Annotated in this window: 17 protein-coding genes; 3 read left to right on the plus strand and 14 right to left on the minus strand. The window is 32.3% G+C overall.

From position 1 onward, the window contains the following. Window positions 1–20: 20 nt before the first annotated feature. The 3 genes from A8L44_RS08760 to dcm all read right to left on the minus strand — a co-directional run bounded on the left by A8L44_RS08760 (window position 21) and on the right by dcm (window position 3,893). Window positions 21–1,550, minus strand: coding sequence for a MutH/Sau3AI family endonuclease (locus A8L44_RS08760; RefSeq protein WP_066104386.1), 1,530 nt, complete (start codon window positions 1,548–1,550; stop codon window positions 21–23). Between the two features lie 475 nt (window positions 1,551–2,025). Then, on the minus strand, window positions 2,026–2,484 hold the full coding sequence (locus A8L44_RS08765; protein WP_066104389.1) for a very short patch repair endonuclease: 459 nt from the start codon (window positions 2,482–2,484) through the stop codon (window positions 2,026–2,028). 158 nt (window positions 2,485–2,642) lie between these two features. Continuing rightward, window positions 2,643–3,893 carry a DNA (cytosine-5-)-methyltransferase gene (gene dcm, locus A8L44_RS08770; RefSeq protein WP_066104394.1) on the minus strand — a complete coding sequence of 417 codons (1,251 nt, stop codon included), beginning with the start codon at window positions 3,891–3,893 and terminating at the stop codon, window positions 2,643–2,645. Window positions 3,894–4,060: 167 nt separating this feature from the next. Here dcm and A8L44_RS08775 point away from each other — a divergent pair, with 167 nt between their 5' ends. After that, window positions 4,061–5,440: a Sau3AI family type II restriction endonuclease gene (locus A8L44_RS08775; protein ID WP_066104397.1), complete on the plus strand. Its 1,380-nt coding sequence runs from the start codon at window positions 4,061–4,063 to the stop codon at window positions 5,438–5,440. 410 nt (window positions 5,441–5,850) lie between these two features. On the opposite strand, the gene A8L44_RS08780 is transcribed toward A8L44_RS08775, so the two are convergent. The 3 genes from A8L44_RS08780 to A8L44_RS08790 all read right to left on the minus strand — a co-directional run bounded on the left by A8L44_RS08780 (window position 5,851) and on the right by A8L44_RS08790 (window position 11,146). Beyond that, entirely contained in the window at window positions 5,851–6,165 is a 315-nt protein-coding gene (locus A8L44_RS08780) for a hypothetical protein (RefSeq protein WP_066104400.1), read from the minus strand. Between the two features lie 411 nt (window positions 6,166–6,576). Further along, window positions 6,577–9,228, minus strand: a complete 2,652-nt coding sequence (locus tag A8L44_RS08785) for a DEAD/DEAH box helicase family protein (protein ID WP_066104403.1) — start codon at window positions 9,226–9,228, stop codon at window positions 6,577–6,579. Next, window positions 9,221–11,146, minus strand: coding sequence for a DNA methyltransferase (locus A8L44_RS08790; RefSeq protein WP_139063830.1), 1,926 nt, complete (start codon window positions 11,144–11,146; stop codon window positions 9,221–9,223). The genes A8L44_RS08785 and A8L44_RS08790 overlap by 8 nt, the downstream gene beginning before the upstream one ends. Window positions 11,147–11,317: 171 nt before the next feature. Between A8L44_RS08790 and A8L44_RS08795 the strand changes: the two genes are divergently transcribed. Beyond that, a complete protein-coding gene (locus A8L44_RS08795) occupies window positions 11,318–11,809 on the plus strand; it encodes a hypothetical protein (RefSeq protein ID WP_066104406.1) in 492 nt (163 codons plus the stop codon). A gap of 341 nt (window positions 11,810–12,150) precedes the next feature. Here the strand turns inward: A8L44_RS08795 and A8L44_RS08800 are convergent, their stop codons facing one another. The 5 genes from A8L44_RS08800 to A8L44_RS08820 form a co-directional block, all read right to left on the minus strand. Further along, window positions 12,151–12,942: a toll/interleukin-1 receptor domain-containing protein gene (locus A8L44_RS08800; RefSeq protein WP_066104409.1), complete on the minus strand. Its 792-nt coding sequence runs from the start codon at window positions 12,940–12,942 to the stop codon at window positions 12,151–12,153. Next, entirely contained in the window at window positions 12,914–13,612 is a 699-nt protein-coding gene (locus tag A8L44_RS08805; protein ID WP_066104410.1) for a hypothetical protein, read from the minus strand. Before A8L44_RS08805 ends, A8L44_RS08800 begins: the two co-directional genes overlap by 29 nt. A gap of 1 nt (window position 13,613) precedes the next feature. After that, on the minus strand, window positions 13,614–14,819 hold the full coding sequence (locus A8L44_RS08810) for a hypothetical protein (protein ID WP_066104413.1): 1,206 nt from the start codon (window positions 14,817–14,819) through the stop codon (window positions 13,614–13,616). A 363-nt stretch (window positions 14,820–15,182) separates the two neighbouring features. Continuing rightward, window positions 15,183–16,100, minus strand: a complete 918-nt coding sequence (locus A8L44_RS08815; protein WP_066104415.1) for a phospholipase D-like domain-containing protein — start codon at window positions 16,098–16,100, stop codon at window positions 15,183–15,185. Then, window positions 16,097–16,420, minus strand: a complete 324-nt coding sequence (locus tag A8L44_RS08820; RefSeq protein ID WP_066104418.1) for a nucleoside triphosphate pyrophosphohydrolase — start codon at window positions 16,418–16,420, stop codon at window positions 16,097–16,099. Before A8L44_RS08820 ends, A8L44_RS08815 begins: the two co-directional genes overlap by 4 nt. A gap of 112 nt (window positions 16,421–16,532) precedes the next feature. Here A8L44_RS08820 and A8L44_RS18930 point away from each other — a divergent pair, with 112 nt between their 5' ends. Then, window positions 16,533–16,928, plus strand: coding sequence for a hypothetical protein (locus A8L44_RS18930; protein ID WP_066104420.1), 396 nt, complete (start codon window positions 16,533–16,535; stop codon window positions 16,926–16,928). 129 nt (window positions 16,929–17,057) lie between these two features. Here A8L44_RS18930 and A8L44_RS08830 read toward each other — a convergent pair whose 3' ends face one another. The 3 genes from A8L44_RS08830 to A8L44_RS18935 all read right to left on the minus strand — a co-directional run bounded on the left by A8L44_RS08830 (window position 17,058) and on the right by A8L44_RS18935 (window position 23,566). Then, window positions 17,058–19,010 carry a DUF2075 domain-containing protein gene (locus A8L44_RS08830; RefSeq protein WP_066104423.1) on the minus strand — a complete coding sequence of 651 codons (1,953 nt, stop codon included), beginning with the start codon at window positions 19,008–19,010 and terminating at the stop codon, window positions 17,058–17,060. A gap of 558 nt (window positions 19,011–19,568) precedes the next feature. Then, window positions 19,569–20,846: a hypothetical protein gene (locus A8L44_RS08835; protein ID WP_066104426.1), complete on the minus strand. Its 1,278-nt coding sequence runs from the start codon at window positions 20,844–20,846 to the stop codon at window positions 19,569–19,571. A gap of 2 nt (window positions 20,847–20,848) precedes the next feature. After that, entirely contained in the window at window positions 20,849–23,566 is a 2,718-nt protein-coding gene (locus A8L44_RS18935) for an AAA family ATPase (RefSeq protein WP_066104429.1), read from the minus strand. Window positions 23,567–24,030 lie beyond the last annotated feature (464 nt).

The raw sequence follows: 24,030 nt of genomic DNA on the forward strand, positions 1-24,030 counted from the left end.
AAATCCCTCACATTAACTTTTTAATAACTTAATTTATATAAATAATCTAAAAACAATTTCTTCTCTGCAAATATACGATGTAGCTCAAAAGAATAGTAAAGATTTGTTTTTGTATTAAGTATTGCATTCTCTAATTGCTCCAATGATATGTTGCATTTAAATTGATCATCAAATTCCTCGGCTATTTCTAATAAAGACAATGACCCTCTTTGTTTCATTAGTTCATTTAAAATTATAGAAGCTGACAGTTTTTTCATCGTTTTAGAGTAAAAAAAGACGCCTGCAAATTTATGTGAGCTAAGTCTCCCAGGCCGTCGGAGAATACTATGATAGAAAATATCGTCAAAACCAAAACCATCTACTTCATGATAAAACCCCTTGTTTCTAAGTGAGGATAAAGTAAATAACTCATCCTTCAAGACAAAGTTTTCAACTGCAGTCTTATAATTAATAATATCTGACTTCAATACATTAGCTTTTTCCATCCCTTTTTCAGTTAGAAATAATGACTCTTCTACTTGCAGTAATTTATAAGAGTTTAGTAAATTTTCGATTTTCCTCTTCGCTAGTGGTGTTTGATATATTTGATCAGTAGAGATATCGAAATAATTATGTTCCAAGATTTTATTTTCCAAATACGTCTCGACTTTTGGAATGTTACTTTTCAGGATAAATATATTCTGAATGGAGTATCCATGCTCATTAAAATGCCTCTTTTTTATATGTTTCTCATCAAAACAAGGATTATGTCTTTTACCAATTGCTATAATTTCATCAATTGTGTATATGTCTTTGGTTAATAGATCACTCCATTGGATATTTAGATCTATTTCTCCTTTATCTGCACTTTTTTTTATCACATCAGCAGGAATAGCACTCATATTTTTCAGAATATCAGCAACATAGGATGTATTAAACCAATATGATTGTTTAGTAATCATTTGTCCATCCGGTAAAAGAATCTTATCGTTACTATCACTTGCTTTAGGACGTACATGCATAACTTTATTCTCTTTTGATTTAGGTAAATTATTTATATTTACAGTTGTAGAACCACGTTTTACTCCCTGAATCTTTACCCCTTCATTCAAAACCTTTTTTAATTGAACCCAAAAAGCAAAAACATCATTTTCTAATATATCTCTAGGCATCTTCCACAGCTTAAATCCTTTAAAGTACAAGGAATTAGCATTTATTTGAAAGACAATAAAACAAAATATCGTATTCTCAAATTTTCTTTTCAGAAAACTATTGTTCCATTCCTCCGAATCTACATGCAAAAAATTTATTTGTTCAAATGACATCGATTCCTTTGGCATTCCATTCGCTTTTAGCCTAACAGTCTTATATGCTATATTTCTACCATTCACCTGTTTGCAATCTTCAATGTCGCTCATTTTAATAAGCTGATTTATCACAGTTACAGTAGACGCTTTCCCCCCTAACAAATCAAAATTCAACCCAAGTTTATCTGCTATCTCTTCTATAGATAGCCCATAATATTTAGCCCAGCTTTTTTCGAGTATATTTGCAAATCTATTAAGTTCCATGTGTCTGCTTCAATCCTTTGTTTTGAAATGGCACACTTATTAAAATAATTAGACAATATCACTAAAAACATTATACCACAAAAATATTAATCGCATTATTTATACAATGATAACCTTACATTTCGCAAAACATTTTCCGCTTATCCGCATATTCACAGTAGTGTCGAAATAGTTTTATGCAACATCAAAAGCTTTCTGGAACGATAGGTAAAGGCTATGGTTTTTGTTTTTGTTTTTACAATAAAAAATAGCAGCCTATCAATTAGCCTGCTTAAATAAAATATTCTTTTTTGTTATGGATTTTATAAAGAAGCCCCATTTTACTCACCAATATTAATTACACAATTTTCTATATTATCCGAATCATACTTTCAACTAACATATCTTCTAGAAAAATTTCCTTATCCAATAAGACATTTCAAATCGTATTATCATGATTCACGTATAGGCTCTAACTTTCTCCAGGTTAAAAGTCTTAACCCCTGATTCCTCTTAGATTACCCAAACCTTTTAATTCCATGGATTTAGCCTCTAAAATAAAATCCTCGATTTTATCAACCGTACCATAAAAATCTCTCTTTAAATCATGCTCCCATACCCTATAAATATTCCATCTCTTTCTCTTATAATAATCAGTCACTTCTATATCATGCTCTTTATTTCGATTAAATTTATTGATCCAAAAGGGCTGGTTCTTATTTGGCAATGTCCCATGAATTTCACAAGCATGCCAAAAACACGAGTCAATAAAGATAACAACTTTATACTTCTTAATTGCAATATCGGGCGTACCATACAAGCTTCTAACGTTTTTACGGAAGCGAAACCCACGTCTCCATAGCTCTTCTGATACACGATTTTCAAGTTTAGTTCCTTTTCCATGTATAGAGCCCATTATCTTTTTTCTTTTTTCATCTGATATTTGAGTATACATAAAAAATCACATCGCATTTTGGATTTCTTATTCTATACCCTTTATTTTCCTAAACAACACTAGTAAGGAGGTAACTAAATATCCTCTATCTAAGGAACAGTAAGAAAAATAAAAAAGTTGTCCAAAAAGTCATTTAATAACTTTCAGGACAACCTTTCTTAAAACAGTTCCAATTGATGAGGATTTTCTTTAATTGCCGCTTGGTCTTCCTCTTCAATATCTAATATTCTATTAGCCATTCTTTCAACCAAACCTACTACTAGGGCATTTCCCATACAGAAATATCTCATACGTTCTGACATGCCTACAGTCCAATTATCAGGGAATCCGTTTAATCGTTCACATTCTACTGGAGTTAAAATTCTTATTCGGTTTGTCTCTGGATCCTCCACTACATGTGTACTTCTATTAACAGTTCCTTCACTTGTCAACATCGTTCTACCTGGCTTGTCCAATGGATCAGGAAAAGCCATACCACCTTCTGAAAAAGTATATTTATGCCCACTGGCAGAGGTTCGTTCAATCCGCTTCGGACCCTTCAGGTATTTAAACTTCTCTAATGCCGCTTCATGAAGATAGTATTTCTCATCTACATCCGATTCTAGAATTTCACCTAATGTTACTGGTTTCTCGCTATCTGGTATCAATTCCTCTGTATAGATGACTCCTTTTCTCATAATACCAGCGTTACGATAATTTGTTGAGAAGTTATCTGATACTTCAACAATATCTTCTTTAAGGATAATGGTATGAGGTAAATGTTTTTGAGATGACTCCTCAAGGACAGGGAAAGCATTAGCGAAAAAGCCCTTTTCATGTAGCATCTTTTTCCCATCAATGTTTTCCCTATTTTTCATATAAGGTGTATCATTTCTTATCGCAAAGATAAAGATTCTACGTCTTCTTTGGGCTTGTCCATATTCAGCTGCGTTTATGATTCTCCATTCAACGGAATAATTCTCGTCTCGGAAACTAGCTAACATAATGGAAAAATCTCTACCTCTTTGTTTAGATGGGGATTTTAGCAGACGATCAACATTTTCGAGCAAGACATATTTTGGTCTTATTTCACGAACCAATCTCATGATTTCCCAAAATAAGACACCTTTCTTTCCTTGGATACCTTTTTCTCCCGAAAGTGATCGCGCCACAGAGTAGTCTTGGCAAGGAAAACCGCCTACAATTAAATCTATACCTTGATTCGAGAATTGCTTTTCATCTACACTTCCTATATCTTCATTCGAATGAATGCCTTTATCAAAAAATTGTCGGGAATAACAATTAAACGCATCTTGTGTTTTCTTTGATGGCTCCCATTGATTTCCCCATATTACTTCAAAACCTTTTGTTGCTTCAAGTCCAAGACGAAAGCCTCCAACTCCAGCGAACAACTCAATTGCTTTCATCATAACCGAACATCCTTTCGGTATTTTTAATACTTACATCATATTATAATAAAAAAACACAAAAAGATCAACCACTTAGCACGACAAATTTCACATAAAATAATTTACAATATAAGTATGAGACAAATATAGACAACTTAAATCCACTTTCTTTCAAGGGGGGAATGACAATGATTTATTATACACCAGAAGAAGTATACGAAAAAGCTGAAGAAGCAATTGGCAAAACATTTGGAGAGATTGATAAAACAGGTCGTATTAAAAAAGAAACAAAAGGTAGCCTAGGTCAAGTAATCGAAGAAAGTCTCTTTGAATATAAAGTAAATTCCGATGCACGGGCAGACTTTGAAGAGGCTGGTGTTGAATTAAAGGTAACTGCTTTTAAACGGAATAAAAACGGAAGCATATCAGCTAAAGAACGTCTTGTTTTAAATATCATTAATTACATGGAAGAAGTAAAAACAATATTCGAAACATCGAGCTTTTGGAAAAAGAACCAAACCATCTTACTTATGGTGTATGAATGGTTACCTAACATTCCTCAAAAAGATTTACGAATTTATAAAAATATATTACATGATTTTTCTGAAGCAGATTTACAAATTATCAAACAAGATTGGCAAACCATTGTTAATAAGATAAGAGACGGAAAAGCCCATGAACTTTCTGAGGGAGATACGAACTATCTCGGTGCTTGTACCAAAGGAGCTAATAAATCTTCATTACGCCAGCAGCCCTTTTCTGATATACCAGCCATGCAAAGAGCCTTTTCCTTAAAAGGATCCTATATGACTGCACTCCTAAGAAAGCATATTTTAAATGTAGATTTAGTCAGATTTACGGATACAAATGAATTAAAAACTAAGACATTAGAAGAACTTTTGGAAGATAGATTCTCTCCTTATTATGGAATGAAAATAAACGAAATATCAAAAAGTTTAAAGATCCCTTATAACTCAAAAGCAAAACAGTTTAATGCTACGCTCATTAGCGCTATTTTAGGAGTAAAGGGTACAAAACTAGATTCTATTGAGGAGTTTGCGAAAGCAAATATCCAATTTAAGACTGTACGGCTTGAGCCTTCAGGTAAACCAAGAGAAAGCATGTCATTTGAAAATATTAATTTTCATCAATGGACAACAGAGACATGGGAAGAAAGCTATATTCGACAAAAATTCACAGAAACTAAGTTTCTATTTACCGTGTTTGAATATAAGGAAACCGAAAAAGAAAACCCTAATAGAGAGCTAATTTTTAAAGGCATCAAACTATGGAATATGCCACACACCACTATCGAAACAGAAATTAAGCAGCTTTGGGAAGAAGTGAATCGGGTCATTAAAGAAGGAATACAAATAGAATACAAAAAAAGAGGAACCAAGCTAGCAGAATTCAACAATCTACCTAAAAGTGATTTTAACGGCGTAGCACATGTACGCCCTAAGGGTAGAGATGGGAATGACAAGATTACTCTTCCTACTGGAGAGAAACTAACAAAGCAGTGTTATTGGTTAAACAATAGTTATATTGAAAAAATCGTTAACGAATAGAAAATGACAATGTACAACATTGTATGCTATTTTCCTTATGGTTTATGAAAGGACTAAATATCAGATGGTAAGATAAAGATTGAGGCGGAGAGAAGAAATTTAGATGGATTTTCTCTCCACTTTTTTATAACGGAGTATATACGGACAAATTTTACATCTAATGAGATTTCAATCCATATTAAGTTCACCATTTAAAAGAACCTCTAATGCTACATTATTATCAAACAAAACAGAGGAAACGGATTATTGTACACCATCTTCTACAGGTAATTTCATGCAGTTAAAAAAGTTTAAGTTTTGATATTTTTTCTTTAGTTGCAAAATCTTTATAATATGCCAAATATGTGTTAAACATTTATAATAAAAAGACCCTCTCATATTGAGAGGGTACTATACAAATCTAAAACTAGTTAGTGGAAATTAACGGAATTATCATCATTCAATAAAACCATATACTCTAATGCGGACATATTCAATAAGTGCTCATAAAATTTTTTCATTTCAATACGTGTAGGAAATATAAAAGCAGATAATTCTCTATTTAATTCAAATGATATGCTTTCACATACTCTATCAATTAGAAATATCCTTAATATAATATTATCACCTTTATTTTCTGACAAGAAGACCCAACCCATTGTTTGTTTATAAGGTGAGGTAATCAACCCTTCAATATTGAATCTATCTATAACCTCATCTGGAAAATTTATACTCATATCATTCATAAGGAAAATTGCCTCCATAAGAATATCATTTCAATCAATTATAAACAGAATAACCAAAGCGCTAAACTTAACTACTAATTAAATAGAGTATACAGCAAACAAATCGTTTTCAGAAATTGCGTTTATTTTATATAGCTCGAAGGCTCTCACTTACCATTATACTACAAAAAGATTAATATATGTAATGACTTTATAAAGGTTCTAGTTTTTTTATATCCTTCTTTTGAGAGGAAACAGTTCTTTTTAATTATTGGTAAAAAGTAATACTATTACATACCCAACATAATAAGAAGCAAAAAATTATAAGTCTGTTTTTTAATTAATTTCACCTGAATTGAATTTATGAGATACAAATAAAATAGCTTAAGAAAAAAGCCTCATAATATTGTATGAGGCTCTGCTTTACCTACTTTATTCTATTTCATTGGAGTATCCTATATCGAACAAGCCCTCACTAATAGAATCATTAGAAGGTGAATTTGGAAGTAATTTATTTCTAAAATCTTGCCTAAATACTTCCTTATCTTCTCTTTCGTCTGAATAAAACTTTAAACCAATGAGCTTGACTGAGTCAGATTCATGAACTATAGTGATATCTTCCCTAGTGTTAAGAGATAACAGGAAGTCTTCTTTCCATTTATCTTGTTGCTTAAGGTGTTTACCCTTAGGTTCTATAAAAACTTGATATGTTGCTGCTTCGTCTTTCAGGAACAATAGAAAATCAGGCATAAAACCTCTCACACCATTAAACTCTCTAACTTTCACTTTTCTCTCATTCCGAATAAGGAATACTTCTTCATATTTCAATTCTAATTCAGCCATTAGCGCATTAATATCCTTAATTAAATCATATTCCAATCCATTTACAAGAGCTTGATCAAAAATATACCAATCTTTCCCTCTCATTGAGTGTGATTGTATCATTCCCCTTGAATTATTTATATTTGTTTTTACTATATTTGTTTCAAGCACATAATCATCTATCAAGCTAGAAAAAGCTTCTCCTTCAAATTCAGTGGTACCCCTTTCTTTTGCATAGTTAGTAATTATTTTCTCCTCAACCTCAGTTAAGAACTTCTCTACAAAACCCAGCTTTTCTTGGGCACTTAAATCATTTACAGTAATATCGTTTGGTAATCTAAGAGTGATTGTCACTCCCCTAAGGAAATCAGGTGCATTTATAAATTCGTTAATACTGGTGATTTTTGGCACAAATTTTTTCAAATTATTAAATCGGAAAAACTTGTTTCTCTGTAAAGCCTTCCTCCATAGTCTATTATTAAGTGGTAGCTTTTCATCATGATAATCACCCAGACCATTATTTGATAAAGAAAGATTCTTCTTTCCATATTGCGTTTCAATAGCCCTTTCTAAGGTATAATTTTGACTCGAATCTATCTTGTAATCAGCAAGGGAAGTATAATCATCTTCTGTCGTTTCAACCCGTCGGTTAACATATATCTTGCCTTCCCTAAATAAAGGATGATTACGAAATTTACTTTTAACTTTTGCTTCAAATCTCATAAATTTATCTTCTCTAGTAACAATACCAGCTGCATCTAAAGATTTTTCTAAATTCTTTATATACGCACTATCATTAATGGTGTGATAATGTAAACTCTCTAATAGAGATAAACGACGATTATCATAATCGAATCGTCTAACAAAAGATTTTTCTCCATTAAATTTAAATGGAAAATAGCGCGCACCTCTTCCTATTAGCTGAGCTTCTGAATCAGTAGCATTTTTGGTACTACTAGCACTTTCACTCAAACGAACAATATCATAAAGGTTTAAAACATCCCAACCCTCATTTAGCTTAGCAACAGCAAAAATTGCGCGTATTGGATTATTTAAATCCTCTAAAGTATTTAGTAACAAAGCATCTCTTTCAGAGAAAATTTCTTGAGTATCTACAGTTAATACTGTTTCCCGTGAAAAGTCATCTCTTAAATCACGAATGACCTTGGCAAGATCAGCACTCTCGTAATACTCAAACATTTCTTCCCAAACATTTTTTTCTCCTCTGTTACTTGATAATTCTCTTGTAATTTTCCTCTTCAAAATATCAACTGTTAAATTTTCCAATATATCGAAGAATCTATCTCTAGCATCTTTAGACAAAGCTATTTTTTGAGACTTAAACATAATGATTGGCTTTAAATCTAAATCAATTTCCTTGGCTATATATTTTCTATATTGACTGAGTAGAATAGCATTCAGCATTTTAGAATTATCATCTTCATTCGCTCTTGCTATAAGTACGTTCTTTGAATAACCATCATTCATAAATTTTCTTAAGTCATATTGAAATACAATTTTATCCTTATATTTCTCAAAAAGAGACTGCTTGGTTAAATCCAATGTAGCAGTAAATTCTAACATTTTATTCTTTATGTTACTATTCATTATCTTTTTCACTGTTGTTTCCCAGTTTTTTTCTTCAATCATTTGTTTATCCGGTTTCTTTTTCTTCTTTGTTTCTACATTTATATGATGTGCCTCATCACTAAGTAGAATAATCGGATTCTCTGTAATTGACTCATATGTTAAGCCATTTTCCCTAGGATCTTCTAATTCCCGGTGTAATTTCTGAATTGTTGTTAATTTTAAATATATTGTATCTTCTTCTGGAATAAGTGGAAATACATCAACTATTTGAATACTTATATTTCTTCCATTTATCTCAATACCATCTGATGCAAATAAATATTTCGGTGAATATTTATTTGAGAGATTATCTTTAGTCTTTCTAATAATAGCGTCACTATTAACAAAGAATAAGAAATTTTTGTAACCCTCTTCTTTAAAAAGATATAGAATGGTTGAAGCCAGTACTGTTGTTTTACCTGATCCGGTTGCCATATGAAACAATAGGTGATTTGCTAACACATTAGAGTTTGTTTGTTTCTGTACAAATATAAAATGTTCTAAAGCATGTTGTTGATATGGGCGTAATCTATGTTTTAAGTTTTTAATTATATATAAAGGAATCTGCTCCGGTGTATTCCAAATTTCTTTAAAAGCATCTTCTATCCGCTTGTGTAGGATATCCTCATTCATCCCCTATTCCTCCTTTATAGAAAGAATAGTTAAATGCCTTCTCTTGTTCATTTATACCATAAGAAGAATCTTCCAATTCAGAGCATCCTACGTAGTACTGATTTTGATCAAGAGCATTTATTATAATATTTTTCTTTTCATTGAGTGTTAAAGATTTAAAACAATCATCCTGACTTGTAATTCTATCAATTTCAACTTTAAAGTTTAAAAATGCGTTTTCTTTTATATCATTTATTAATTTTTCCAATTCATTTTCATCTGATATTTTATCAATCAAGCGTATAAATCTTTGATTATGCTCCATTAATTCAGCATAAACAAAACTAGAATTTTGTTCTTTAAATTGCTCATCAATGATAAGGCTCTTCATGCGTTCTACAATAACACTTTCAACATAATCCATTTGCTCAACTAAAATGTACTGACGATTACCACCATCATTCTTATTTAATAACATTGTTGCATGACCAGTGGTTCCGCTCCCTGCAAAGAAATCAAGTATTTTCGCATCCTTTTTCTTACCTACTACAGCATATAAACAATCATATACAGCATACACTGATTTCGGAAATGTGAAAGGGTTATTTGGAACAAGTTTGTTTATTAGTTGCTTACCATAAACACTTGAATCATATCTTGGATCTTGCCATACTGTTTTATATTGACCAAAGTCTTTTCCAATCTGAATATCAAGATTGCCATCTTTACCCTCAACACACATTAACATATTTTTTATTTGTTCAACAGTCTGTCGTGCATACCTCCATTTCCGCTCAACACCACTAGCGTCAATCGGATATATATAAATATAGCCATCCTCATCGACATTCTTAGTTGGATGATAATCATCAGGTGCTACATCCCCAAATCCAATTATTTCATTGTCCTTAACAATTATTGGATAAAAACAATTCTTAGCATCTTCTCTTCGTGATTCACCACCCCAATTGCGAAGCGGGGACCAAGATATTTCACTTTCTGAAAGTTTTCTATCAGCTATTGTCTTTTTCCCTTGAGGTATAATAAAGTAGGCAAATTCGTTTGAATATGAGAAATTTGTCCCTTGAACACCTCTAGGATTGTGAATAATTGTAATTAAGTGTTTCTCATATGTTGGGAAAATCTCATCTAATAACACACCTAAATATGCTTGCTCATTTTCATCTATTGCAATAACCATTGCTCCATCTGAAGTTAACATTTCTTTTGCAGCTTCTAATCGATTTTTCATAAATACTAACCAAGTAGACCTATTATATTTATTATTATAAAGGAACGTGTTATTGGAACTCTTTACATTATAAGGTGGATCTATATAGATAAGATCTATCTTACCAGCAAATCTTTTTTTAAGGCTGTGTATAGCTAAAAGATTGTTACCTTTTAAAATCAGATTGTCATTCCCATTATATTCATTGACTTCCTTAACACCTTCTAAGCTATATTTTTTAACATTAGAAAGTACCTTAGGTTCAAAAAGCACATCAATCTCTTCTTTTGCTAAGATATTATGATAATAGATTTCATTCTTAGCTTTATCTTCTTTTGTCATGCCACCCTCCAATACAGTATCTTTATATGGAAAGTCTAGTACAACATCAGAATTGTATCTTAGATAATGACTATCATTTGCTAATCCAATTTGATTACTATATCTAGTGAAACTGTCATTCCAATAATCCTTATATCTAAAAAAGTCAATGAATTCCTCTTGTTTAAATAGAACAACACCATCAATATTTGTAGAGTAAGTATCTTTGATAACTTCATCTGAAAGTAATTGCTTCAATAATGTATGGTCATAGCTTTTTAGTGCATCAATAACCTTTGGTTTATTTAATACACCATCAACCCAATATTCTTCAAACCCTTGTAAGATACTATTTATCCTCGATACAAGTGTTGTTTCAATACTCATATACGTCTCCTCCAAACTCTTTTAACGTTCTACCTTTTATTATAGAGGATATAAAGGGTAAATCCTAATGAGATTTTTATAGTTATTTTTTAACATATTTACTTTTTAATTCCAATCAAATGTACTATACTATATATTCATAGAACGTATTTTAATAAAGGAGAATGTTTGATGACAGATTATAGAAATGACTTAAAATTCCAAGCCAAAGTTTCTACTACTAGGTTTTTAATTGATTTCCTTGCAGATCAGGGAGTAGATGATGCTATTGCTATAAAAAGAAGAGGACAAGGTGCTCATAACCTACAAGCCCACGCAGCGAGCATTGTACCTTTAGCTGTTTTATTTTCCCTACATAATTCTTCTCTTGTAACTAATATAAAATTGAATTCCGATTTATATCATAATATGGGTACGGGGAGTTCAGAAGCAAGAGATCCAGCAATATGGAATCCAATTAAGGCAGGAATGAGTAACTTTCGAGATATTCATGGAGATGATATTGTTGCTGAAGAATTATCCGCCCCATACCTGCCTCAGTCTGTCAATGATGTACTAAGGACTTATCTCTCTGATAATTACCTTGGCGACCACACGAATGGCGGTGCCGGTGATACAGTCCTAAAAAGAACTTTAAAAATATTGAGTCATATTTTTTATTAAATTCCATAGAAGTTATATGATTTTATTAATTTTTCATCTTATTTCTAGCATGTTTATGACACCTCGCTGTTATTAAATTGAAAAAAGAGAAAAAATACATATTATTAAAAACTAGTATCTACTTCAACCAAAGGTTACTCCTAAATAACTCCATCTATATCATAATAATTAAAAATAGCATTTAGGAAAGTCTCCTAAATGCTATTTTTGATAAATTCATAGACCGCTTTTAGTATTATTAATAGCCGAAAGCAGTTTCTTGGAACATCTTATTCCATAACAATTATGTTTAATTGTGTATTATTTAAAAAAGAAAAATAATATGTATCAGTTACCTATTATTAATTTTTCCATACTTTTTTTCCTGTTTCTAAAGGGAGCGCCCTAATAATCTCTCTAAATGCTTCAAGTTGTGATTTTGGTTCTTTATATACATATTTCCTTAATAAGCCAGGAATTTCTCCAGTTTTATGATTTGAATCTTTTAATGCCAATGTAATAATAGCAAACTTGTCACCTTTTTCTTTTTGTTCATCTATTGCATAATCTATTTCATCCTCTAGAAAATCTTCATCTTTAAATGATGGAGTCACAAAGAATATAGCTGCACATGACTCTTTAAATCCTTGGTATATTCCCCTATTCAGCTTTGTTCCAGCAGCCATTGCGTCTTCATCCAGCCATGGATCAAACCCTAATTCTTTTAATAGTTGAAAATATTCTCTAACTAGTGGTTTATCAGCACCTTTATGACTCAAGAAGATTTTCTTCGGTGCGTTAACTTCAATTTCTTTCTTTGTTGCTGAGAAACTCACTATAAATTTTGAATTATCCAATGCTGGCTCATAGTTAGGCTTAAGAGTAATATAGCTCTTCATCCATTTACATTCTGAAAAAACAGAAAAGTTCCTCTTGATTTTCTCAAGATCAAATATAAAAGCATCGTCCTCTACATTTATCCATTCAAATTCTTTAGATAGACCAGAAACTTTCAATAAATATTCCTTCTCTGGTATATGTTTGAAGTCTAAAATGAAATCTATAGACAATCCATCATATTCATGCCAAGGTTGGTGACCAATTTCTTCAATTTTATATCCATCATTAGTAGTTGCTATCGTTATTTTCCTCATATCCTTCTCCTTTATTAAAATATAATAATTTTCTATTTGTTTTATAAATATACGTTGAAAGGCTCTTAATTAAGTTTTGATAAATCTTGAAATCAATATAATCACTGAATTGAATTATATTAGGAAACCTAAGGGTGAGGACAGCGTTCAATTTAAGAGGTTGGAATTTAAGGTATCTAATTTGAATATCCCTAGAATTAATGATGCTTCTATATTCAAAAGTTTTATTGATAAAACTTCCAGTAAAGGTTTCTGCCTCAAACTCAGAAATGTCCTCACCTTCAATATTTATTTCTAGGAGGTTATCACTAAAATTACTATTAAAAATTGATTCGACAAAATGTTTGTTTGTTATAGGTATCTTAGACATATACTGACTGAGTGTTGACTCAATTCTTTGAAATGAAGGTATATATTCAAATACGTCTTCTACAAACATCCACATCAGATTATTTATGATGTAAATCTGAATATGATTATTCTTGTTATCCATCAAAAAAGAATATTTATTTTTATGTGTGTCATTATTATCTAATATATTAACATTAAAATAAATCCCTTCACTGATCTCAATTTCATCTATAAGTCGTCTAAGTTTCATCCAAAAAATTTCCTGATCCTTAAATGTATATAGCATAGCCTCATAAAAAATACTATCATTTGTATTCATTTCAACTAAGTCCTAATAGTTTTTTTATGTTAGCCTCATTCCTTAATCGTGACTCCCCATAGTTAGATATGAATACGCTAGTAAGCTCACTATACGCTTTCTTAATAACATTCCGAATATTGTAATCACTATTTTTAATAAAAATCCTCAAGGAACTTTTCCTATCATTAATCATTCCTACCGTAACTAGCTGTTTTCTAATATCCCCCTCATTATCAACATGATTATACTCAATAATAAATTCTATATCATAGATAATTCTATTACTAAGAATTAAGTCCTTTACGACTTTATTCTTTAGTAAATCCCCGCCACCATACTTTTGAGAAACTATTTTGGACTTTGCATCTCTAAGATTGATAGTATCTTCATGGTCAAGAGTAATATTTACACATTCAAAACCACTAAAAGAAGAATTTGGTGTATCTAATTCTAATAAAATATCAAGTAGTTTAATAGTATTTGGATGTACAGATTTCTCTACTGTAGCTACCGTAAACTCGTCATTAAAAGTAAGACTTAGATTTTTGCTCATCTTTGGAGGTGTTATATAGAGCTTTTCAATATCCAATAGGTCTTGCAGAAATACTTTAATGATTGTTTTTATTGTTCTGTAGATTACAGTATTTGTTGTTTGAACATATACAATACTTTTGTCAAAGTGCACATCTACTTTTGCTCTCTTTTCATCGTTGTATTTTATACTAAACATACTTTCTTGATCAAAAATAAACTTATCAGTATGTTTTGTTACTAAAAATGTAGCACTCTGATTATTAAATTCTAGAAACTCAATTGCTTTATCATCCTTAACCTCATTCCAGTCTTTCAAAAACATTTCCAGACCTTCCTTGGAAATAGATGGAACATCAGCTTCAAAAGAGAAAAAGAAACCGTCCGTACTATCAATATCAGGATTAAAAGCCTGACTTCTTAACTCATTAAATAAACTTTCCTTAAATATTCCTTTTTTAAAACCGTAAATGAGATATTGTATTAACTCCATTTTCTTCTTTATAGTGTCATGATCAATAGATATATTAAAACTTCCTATAATATTTAAAATCTCAACTTGATTTAATGTATTTAATGAATGGAAGATAGTTGTGATTTGTTTATCTGTAGGATTAAATATACTACTATTATCACCTTCCCTAACACTTTCTTCAAAGTTTAAATTTTCTTTATTATTTATATCTCTAAACAATATTATCCCCCTCTTCCGAATAGTATAAATATACCATAAATACCAACTAATCCAACAAAATATCTAAATGGATATTCAGGAATTAACCGTTCTTCTTACAGCTGTTAACAATTAAAATTCACATCCCATTGAAGGATTACAAATGGTATTATTCTTTATCAATGCAAGTTAACAAAGTAGTTAAATGGATATTAAAAACCTAGAGAAACCTATGCTTTTTTTGAAAATTTACATCAAATAACAAATCTATCACCAAACCTTTATAGCAATACTCTTATCAGCTGATATAAATTACTACTAAAAAGCCTTATCCACTAAAGGATAAGGCTCTCTTATTTATACAATACAATTTTGATAATAACTTTACCATGTTGTTGAATATGTCATAATCTCATTGTACTTTCCTTTCAAAATACACCTGCAACCGATAATTACAGATTTCTTTTGTAGTATCAAACACAACTTTTTGATCTTTCTTATATATATCAAACTGTGCTTGGCAAAAAATGCGGCCAAGTAGGTTTTACCGAGACCAGTCGCCATCACAACCATTGCTTTATCATAGCCTTCTTCCTGGATTTTCTGTAATTCCTCCAGTGCAGGCTTCTGAGCAAAACGCGGAGCAATGGCATTATATACTTTAGGCGGCTCAATTATTTGTCCTGGAGTAGTTGAAGTTTCTCCAGATGTATCCTCTACAGGTAGAGTCAAATCAAGTTCTTCCTGTTGGGTCCATTTAGTCTGCAGCTGCGGATATTGATTATGAAACGCTATGTATTCCGCTTCATATTTTTGGACAGTGATTTCATTCAGTGGTACTGTAGCAGTATTATGAAAGACCTCAAGGAATTCAGTAATCACAGACTCTACTACATCATCTTCTGTTTCACCGGCAACCGCCAGATTCCATTCAACGCCCTTTGTTAAAGCAGACTTGGACATATTTGAACTGCCAATATAAAAAATGCCTTCCTCTTCTTTTTCAAAAATATAAGCTTTAGGATGGAAGGATATTCCCTCACTCTTCCGGATCCTCGTTTCAATCTCTGGATGAATGTTCATTAATCTCTTTAACGCTTCCGGTTGCGTAATATATAGATAATCGCCGGTACAAATTTTAATATCGGCTCCGTTTTCTGCCGCTTCTTTCAAAAGCGGCTCCAGTAGCTTAACGCCTGAATTCATGACAAAGGATGTGAGGATATAACAGGATTTCGCCTGTCTGATACTTTGTGTAAGATGATTTATTAAATCATGGGAGATTAATTGAACCTTGTTCAATCTTCTACCTCAATCAAGAAAATTTTCTCTTCGAATCCACCGCGTTTAGCTGCTTTTTTTACTCGAACCTCTTCCACCTTATCAATATCAGCCCCATGGCATTTACTTAATGCATAAATAATTTCTAATAAATCAGCAAGCTCCTCAATAGCACTCTCATCATCCTTCGTTTCCAAATACTCCTGCAGTTCTTCCTGGCTTTTCTTCCTTAATTCCTTAACGTATTCATCGTTATCTAAAATTCTTGTTGAAAATTTCTTACCTGTTTCTTCTATTATATTTGGGATTAAATCACGGACTAGTTTATTGTGTATAGGCATAGTTAATTGCTCCAATCAAAAATTATATATATAAATAATATCATTTAATTAATCTATACTGGATTCTATATAGCAAAATAGAACCTCTAACTTATTGAAGGTGTTAACAACGGTGATAAAATCCCCAAAATTAACGAATAATGGTCTCAAAGCGAAAATTGAATTGACGTGGAGAGACATGATTCGAATAGGGGAGTTTTTTATGATTAAAGATTTCTATCAAAAAGGCTGGACGATAACCGCAATAGCCAAGGAGACTGACTTTGATCGTAAGACAATCAAGAAATACATAGAACAGTCAGAGCTACCAAACTATCAAAAAAGGAAGACTGGGAATAACCGAAAAAAGATAGTGCATCTTTTTATTTTTTTCATCCATCTTTCATCGACGGTCATCTTAGATTGTCTTCTTCATCGCAACAAGATTTTAACTTTTAACGAAGAGCAGAACAGCATCAGGATAAAATACAGAAGAGCATTATTCGAAGAACAAAGTGTTGAATCTTAATTGATTGGATACTGTTGAGTCTCATTTAAAAAAACTATTGACTGAAAAAAGGAATATACCAGGCAAAATAAACAGACCTCAGAATAGTGTTCTCTTTATAGAGTGGACTCTGTTCTGAGGTCTTTTAAACTATTTATATTTACCCTTTTTCTCGGCAACTTCTTGATTCGGCCGGAAGAATTCATTCGGCTCATAAATCTTCTTAGTATCTTTCACACGCTCTTTTAAATACAATTCTAGTTCTTTATTCGTACAATATACGAAGCAGCCTTTTTGACCTCTAGTAAGGAGCGTTCTATAAGTATTTCTTATAATCTCATCAGCAACCTTTGCAGCTTCTTCCGGTTGTTCTTTCATCATTTTCTTTATACCTTTTAATGAATTATCGGTTCGAGCTCTTTTTGTATAATCCGTTCTTACATCATTACCCTCAACAATTAAGTCGTCCCCAATGATAACACCGATGTAATCGAATTCTAACCCTTGCGATGTATGAATACATCCCACTTCATTAACGGATTCGGGATCAATAGCCCAACTATCGGAATTAGCCAAATTCCAGCTCATACTAAAGCCATGTTCCAGTAATTCAATATCATGAATTTCTGAATTAGCCTTGCCTTCCTTCTTCCAATTCCAACAGTATCCAGCTAGCAATCGGGCTTTATTGTTTATTTTGTTCAATTCAAAGATTTCATTCTTCATAGCAATCGGGTCGCTACATACTCTAAAGTCATAATGACTTCCCATAAAATGATCATTTGCAGTTTTTCTTATTTGCAGAACATCATCAATCCAAGCCAAATAACCATCCGATCCATTGCAGCGGAATTGAGATTCTAATACAGCATAAGACACATTCGCATTATAGTTTTCAGCGAATTTTTTTATCGTTGAGATACTGCCAGCATCCTTCAATGTAACACGTTGATGTTCATCGATAAAAAAGATTGATAACTTAGAAGCATTTATGATTTCCTTCATTTGATTTTCACCAAGGTTGTTAAACATACCCGATTTTTCATTTAAACGATGAGCCTCATCAACAATTAAAACATCAAAAGCGTTTGTTGCCGCCTCAATATAACTGCCTGAACCTTTAAATAGATTATCAATATGCCCCTTTCGGAAATCCCCTTTTAACTTCTTAGCATAAACATTTCGGGGAGCCGCATTCTTGGATACATATTGACACACCATATTATTAGCTGTTAGCTCAACTAAAAGATTAATGGCTAATACTGATTTACCGGTTCCCGGTCCCCCCTTAACAATTAACACCTGCTTGGTATTGGTTCTTTGAGCTTCTGCTGCAAGGGTTTTCGCTGTTTCAAATACAACCTTTTGATCATCAATCATCACGAATTCTTGGTTTCCCTTTAGCATATTGACTAAGGAATCCTGCAATGATTTTGAGGGCCTAATCCGACCGTTTTCAATTTTATATAGATTTTCCTTATTATCTCCGAATTTTATATAGCTCTTAATAAATTCACGCAACTTTGCAGCGTCACCTTTTCTAAACACAGGAGCTTTCTCAATATAATACTGATAATAATCATCTATTATGGGATCATTGTCTTCTTGTAGTTTTATATAATTATGCAGATAAGCACATGGGTATAATTCCAACTGACCATCCTGAGCATTTTCATTATAATCTTCTATTAAGGCAGCATATGACCATGCTTGATAGGAAGGATGCGTCGTTTCCCTAAGACCGCCTCCTAGAACGGTTTTGACAATCGCTTCCTTCCCTTCTACCTTCTCAACTTCCTGCCATTGCTTTAATTCCACTATCACAATTGATTGATTCTCTTCCTCATCACAGCCAGAAATAAGAAAGTCAACTCGTTTTGATGTGTAAGGTATCTTAAACTCAATGGCCACTCCCGCATTATCTGGAATTTCTGGATCTAATAGCACCAAATGCATATTCTTTAAGGAATTATCCCAAGACCTTAATTCACTCTTATTTATTCGACCAATTTTATCAGTATAATTCTCAACAATATTATCTACGAGTTTATCTTCAAATACATCTTGCATAAATTCACTTTTTAGAGCTTCATATACAATCATTAGAATCCACCTTTTTCCTCTATCAGATGTACAATGTTCATTATACTCAATATAGTATCATTAATTATTTATCCCCTACCAAGATACTCCCAGAATCAATCGCACAAAACTGTACAATAAAAAGAACTATGATAATACCTTAGTTTATTACTTCGGGATTTAATCGACTTGCAATTTTAATGGTAAGTAAGATGACTTTGTTGTAATACCAGAAAATTTTTGTGCTTCATATATATAATTTGATGCAAGAAAGTTAATAATAGCTTTAAACAATCTCCACAGCCTAAAAGTATACTAGTCTTCTTGTAAAAAGCATACGCATGAAAAAGCACCTCCTTTTTGATACGTTCACCATACCGGAGGTGTCCAACTTTTTTATATTCGTTATTTGGTTTCAAGCTTATATTAAACCAAGGGTGTTAAACGGAATATCATTAGAATTCGCGCTACTTTTTACCTACGTGACAAATATTATTTTAGGCATTCACAAGTTATAGTTTCATCCTTTTATTACAATAAAAGACTGTGCAAATTATGAAGTTTACACAGTCTCAATCTCTATAATATCAATCCAGATACATTACCCGTTTGAATAATCTTAACCTCATCCATAACATTTTGCTTTACTTCTATTAAATCAGTCAACAGCATTCCTTGAACTTCAACAGGTTGGCCATCAAGATAGTCATTATTATGTTTTGCGAATGCCATATAATCTAGCAATTCCTTCAATCCCACCATTGCATATTCTACACTTCTTGTGTGTTTGACTTCACCAATAATCAACTTAGCCAGTTCTCCTGTTGCCTGGCTATATACTTCGATTAATACATCTGGACGTCCGCTCCAAAAAAGAGTGGTGTCTATTTTTCTTTCAAATGCTAAGGCAGCAATTGAAGAAGCTTTTTTCATTGATTTAATCTTTCTTACCAGAAATGGATGCTCTACTGCAGCAATCTCTGCCGTTGGAATTTGAAACTTTATATTTATTGATCCTTCTGAATCATGATAGATTTGATAGGTATATTCACTATCCTGCCAGCTTGCAACAAGGTTTTGCCTTCCATCAATCAGTTGAAGTTGAGCTTGTTGGCTGTTCTGTTTAATAATTTGAATTACCCAGTACAATTCATATAGAACTTCTTCTTTATCCGGTAATATAAATGTTTGTTGGAATAAATGAATTAATTCGTCCTTATTCATATCGTTTGAAAGAATTCGTCGGTATAACAATAATAGATTAGCTGCATCCCGATATAACGGATTACGATGTTTTGTCGTCTCAAGTATCATTCTGTCCGTGACTGCTCCAGATAAATTTACCTTAGATAAGTAAATATTCTTTCCGTATATTTGCTCAACTATTAATTTTAATTCTGCCCACTCATAAAACCATTCATATTTTTCAAGCTTATCCATCTTAAAAGTTTTAAATAGCAATACATATAGAGATTTTAACAGCTCTTTTAATACAAGGTTTTCCTTAATATTATAAAAGCGAGATCTCTCATTGCATGAATAGATAAGCTTGGTACTCTCTTTTGCCCTTTCCTGAAAGGTCTTCCCCCAGTTGATTTGTCCTCGAATTTGCCCAATGTATACTTCGTTTTCTACATTAGTAGATGTTTTAAACCGACGTATAGTGGTTGGTAAATTTCTTACAAAAGACTTCACTTCATCTTTCAACAAAAAATGTACTTTAAGCAACTGTTCTAAATTAGCAATATTAAGGTCTGTTTTTTGAATAAAGGAATTCAGTCCCACTTTTCCAGATTTTAAATAAATGATTAAAAAATCACTTATTTCTTCAATCAGTTTTTGTTTTTCTACTTTCATGGCTATTCCTTAATATGAAAGAAATCGTACGCGAAATCTTTCATTCGAATCATGTCTATTTCAGGGATGAGTTCCATTCTATCAATAAACGATTTAATTTCATTTTCAAATAAGCCTTCCAGTTGCGGCAGTACATATAAGATTATGGCAGAAGTAAAATCAGCATCATTCACCGTAAATTTGGCGATATCTTCAATGATAGCTGGTCCTATTTGACGATATTGATTAATTTCCTTCCATAGATCAGCCAATATATGTGCATGTTTATAGTCATGGATATCCCAGAGTGGTAAGTAATATTCAACTAACTCTTGGTTGATTTGTTTTGGAACTGGAACCGGGATGAATGCAAAACGCCTCATAAAAGCATAGCTCATTTCATAGAGTGAAGCTTTATCATACGTATTTAATGTACCTATTAAGCGCCAATCGTTCGGGATAATATATTCTTGGTCACTAGGTATAACATTTTCCACTTCTTTCTGTGGGCGTACAACAATCTGTTTTCCTTCATCTGTTTGAAAATTTAGCGTAACCGGATCTCCTGTTAATGCAGAGAATAACGCACCAAATGCTTTATCAATATCAGCACGATTCATTTCATCGACTATCACCCATTTATTTAACGGTTTATTAATAACCGGTTCTTTAAAACTATTCAAGAAAAGTCCTGGTTGGAAAGTAAGCGTGCCATCACTATTGGGTTTATATCCCCCGATGGTTTCATAAGTAGACCAGTCAGATGTAGCAGTTACCATCGTATAGTCAGCAGCAAAACTTCTGCATATTTCCTTCGCAAGCTTGGATTTACCCGTTCCAGGAGGGCCAGTTAACAAAATATTTTTACCCGAAGCAAGAGCCGTATGGATTTGCTTTTTCAACAACTCTAATTCCTCGAAATACAACCCATCAATAGAGATTGTTTTATTAAAATCTATAACCGGGATATCCACTGTAAGTAGAGTTGCTTCTGCTTTATTTTCCATCAAAAGAATATCTTCAAACTCCTCTTTAGTCATCTCAAACAAGCTTCCCTGTGCTCTATTTGCCACTGGCGAACTATCTTTTAGGGATTCCTTATTTACGATTTGTTCCCATGGTATGGGCTTGATATCCTTTTCGTAACGGAAACTAACTGCCTGTACTTCCTCTTCATCTTCAATTTCTACATGCAAGCCTTGAGTAACTTTTCCTTCTGCTACTACACTTTTAATTGGGGTGGATTCGTAAAACAGAACTTTATCACCAGGTTGTGCTTTCATAAACGCGTCATATATTCTGCGCTTATTACCGTTTTCGTTAATTGTGGCATAATAGATCTCTTCGCCATCTTTTATCTCATTTACAGACCAAATGGAAGGATTTGCTGTTAGCCAGAAGTACTGAGTGTCTTCCTTATTCTGATGGGCATTCCCCTTTAAAAATGCATCCATAACATCTAAGAATTTATCTTTCATTTTTTGGAAGGTGAAATTTTCAGCATCTTCAACAGAATCAAGAACTCTTATTCCTACACTTTCATGATTTGATCCATAAACCAGTCCATAGCTTATGGTTGATTCCTTTATTGACAAAAATAACTGTGCCGCATCCTTATGGTTTAATTTATTGTCAGGATATACAGCAAGCCAACATTCAGTCGTACCAAAATTCTGATTCCAACTAAAATCATTTAGGGTTTCATCACTAAAACTCATACCCTGAAATTCTTCAATTTCCCTAATACAAGTGTGTATCTTTCTCAACTGGTCATTAATTCTAGATTTAATAGAAGGAAAATAGATTTGAAACAAAATGCGAAAATTATTCCACGAATGGATAATGTTCGTTTCATATTCATTATTGATTTCTATTTTCAACCTTTCTAGTTCCTCAATATCTGGATTACCGTCTTGTAAGATTTGCTCCAATAAAAGATAGCGAATCTTATTGACCTTATCCTTATTATTATAGTAAGAGTACCGCTCTTCTAATTGCTTTATCGGCAATTTACTTTTTATAAATGTAAGGAATTCCTCATCATTCTGTGAAAAATCATATAATTGCTTTGCATATCCCTGAATATATTCCACTGCCACTTCTGTTATAAGAGACGGATATTTATTCACACAGTACAGTAAATCCTGAACATCTAACATAGTCCATTCCAATCCCTGATCAATAGCATACTCAAGAATTATGGAACATATATCATAAAAAAGTTGATAGTTCTTCCCCGGAGAACCCAATTTTTCTTCTATCTGAAAGGTTTTTTTCACTTTTTGTAAGATTTCTTCCTTGTATATCGGGTATTTTTCATAATCATATGCAGCAAGCATATAGGCAAGGAGGGGGGCCCCCATATTTTTCTCATACTCCTTACCCGTAAGATGAAATCGATCTACACGCTCACCAACACCACTTGTGCCAGAATATAATTTTTGAATTTCACCAGCACAAAGTGACGGAGCTTCTTCATAAAATCCACTCAAATTATCGACTGCACTCCAATGCGCAAAAGTTCCTTTAGTAGGATTCTTTGTTTTTATCAGGGTTATATAATCATCCATTTGCCCTTCGCTAAAATCCATATTCTCAATACTTTCTTTCAATTCTTGTAAAATATCGAATTTATATTTCTCATCATATTCTTCATTATTCCTGAAAATAAGATAACGTTTAATAGCTATGTCGATATACGAATCATTAAGTAGAAGATATTGTAGTTTTTCCCGTTCCAATTGTTAACCACCCTCACTGATCTATGTTGTTTTTTAATTACGCATATACTATTTGTTGAATTAGAGCATTAGTGATGATTTCTCTACAACAAATTAAAAATTCAGTCAATTATTGCTATGACTGTCCTCTTTTATTATAAAAATGTAAGTAAGGTATTTCTTCAAAGTATTTCTTATTGTAGTAAATATTATTTATATATCTTATATATAAATACCCCAAAAACCATAAAACACACTTTCCAATTCATGATGCCTATTTATTATACAGTGTTAATACTTTACTCAATCTTCTACCTCAAGTAAGAAGATTTACTCTTCGAAACCACCACGTTTAGCTGATTTTTTCACACGAAAGTCCTCTACCTTTTCAAAATCAGCTCCATGGCATTTACTCAATGCATAGATAATATCCAGTAAATCAGCAAGCTCCCATGTAATGATGTCTACCCTTACCTAGTTGAGTA

It is taken from the genome of Bacillus sp. FJAT-27986 (assembly GCF_001685035.1).
Classification (GTDB): Bacteria; Bacillota; Bacilli; order Bacillales; family Pradoshiaceae; genus Pradoshia.

What these genes read in the sequence shown, in the direction of transcription:
- A8L44_RS08765 (WP_066104389.1), bottom strand. Translation starts at nt 2,484, where the DNA reads ATGTATACTCAAATATCAGATGAAAAAAGAAAAAAGATAATGGGCTCT.
- A8L44_RS08835 (WP_066104426.1), bottom strand. Translation starts at nt 20,846, where the DNA reads ATGAAAGTAGAAAAACAAAAACTGATTGAAGAAATAAGTGATTTTTTA.
- A8L44_RS08800 (WP_066104409.1), bottom strand. Translation starts at nt 12,942, where the DNA reads ATGAGGAAAATAACGATAGCAACTACTAATGATGGATATAAAATTGAA.
- A8L44_RS08830 (WP_066104423.1), bottom strand. Translation starts at nt 19,010, where the DNA reads ATGATTGTATATGAAGCTCTAAAAAGTGAATTTATGCAAGATGTATTT.
- A8L44_RS08805 (WP_066104410.1), bottom strand. Translation starts at nt 13,612, where the DNA reads ATGAATACAAATGATAGTATTTTTTATGAGGCTATGCTATATACATTT.
- A8L44_RS08775 (WP_066104397.1), top strand. Translation starts at nt 4,061, where the DNA reads ATGATTTATTATACACCAGAAGAAGTATACGAAAAAGCTGAAGAAGCA.
- A8L44_RS08795 (WP_066104406.1), top strand. Translation starts at nt 11,318, where the DNA reads ATGACAGATTATAGAAATGACTTAAAATTCCAAGCCAAAGTTTCTACT.
- A8L44_RS08820 (WP_066104418.1), bottom strand. Translation starts at nt 16,420, where the DNA reads ATGCCTATACACAATAAACTAGTCCGTGATTTAATCCCAAATATAATA.
- A8L44_RS08760 (WP_066104386.1), bottom strand. Translation starts at nt 1,550, where the DNA reads ATGGAACTTAATAGATTTGCAAATATACTCGAAAAAAGCTGGGCTAAA.
- dcm (WP_066104394.1), bottom strand. Translation starts at nt 3,893, where the DNA reads ATGATGAAAGCAATTGAGTTGTTCGCTGGAGTTGGAGGCTTTCGTCTT.
- A8L44_RS08785 (WP_066104403.1), bottom strand. Translation starts at nt 9,228, where the DNA reads ATGAATGAGGATATCCTACACAAGCGGATAGAAGATGCTTTTAAAGAA.
- A8L44_RS08790 (WP_139063830.1), bottom strand. Translation starts at nt 11,146, where the DNA reads ATGAGTATTGAAACAACACTTGTATCGAGGATAAATAGTATCTTACAA.
- A8L44_RS08780 (WP_066104400.1), bottom strand. Translation starts at nt 6,165, where the DNA reads ATGAATGATATGAGTATAAATTTTCCAGATGAGGTTATAGATAGATTC.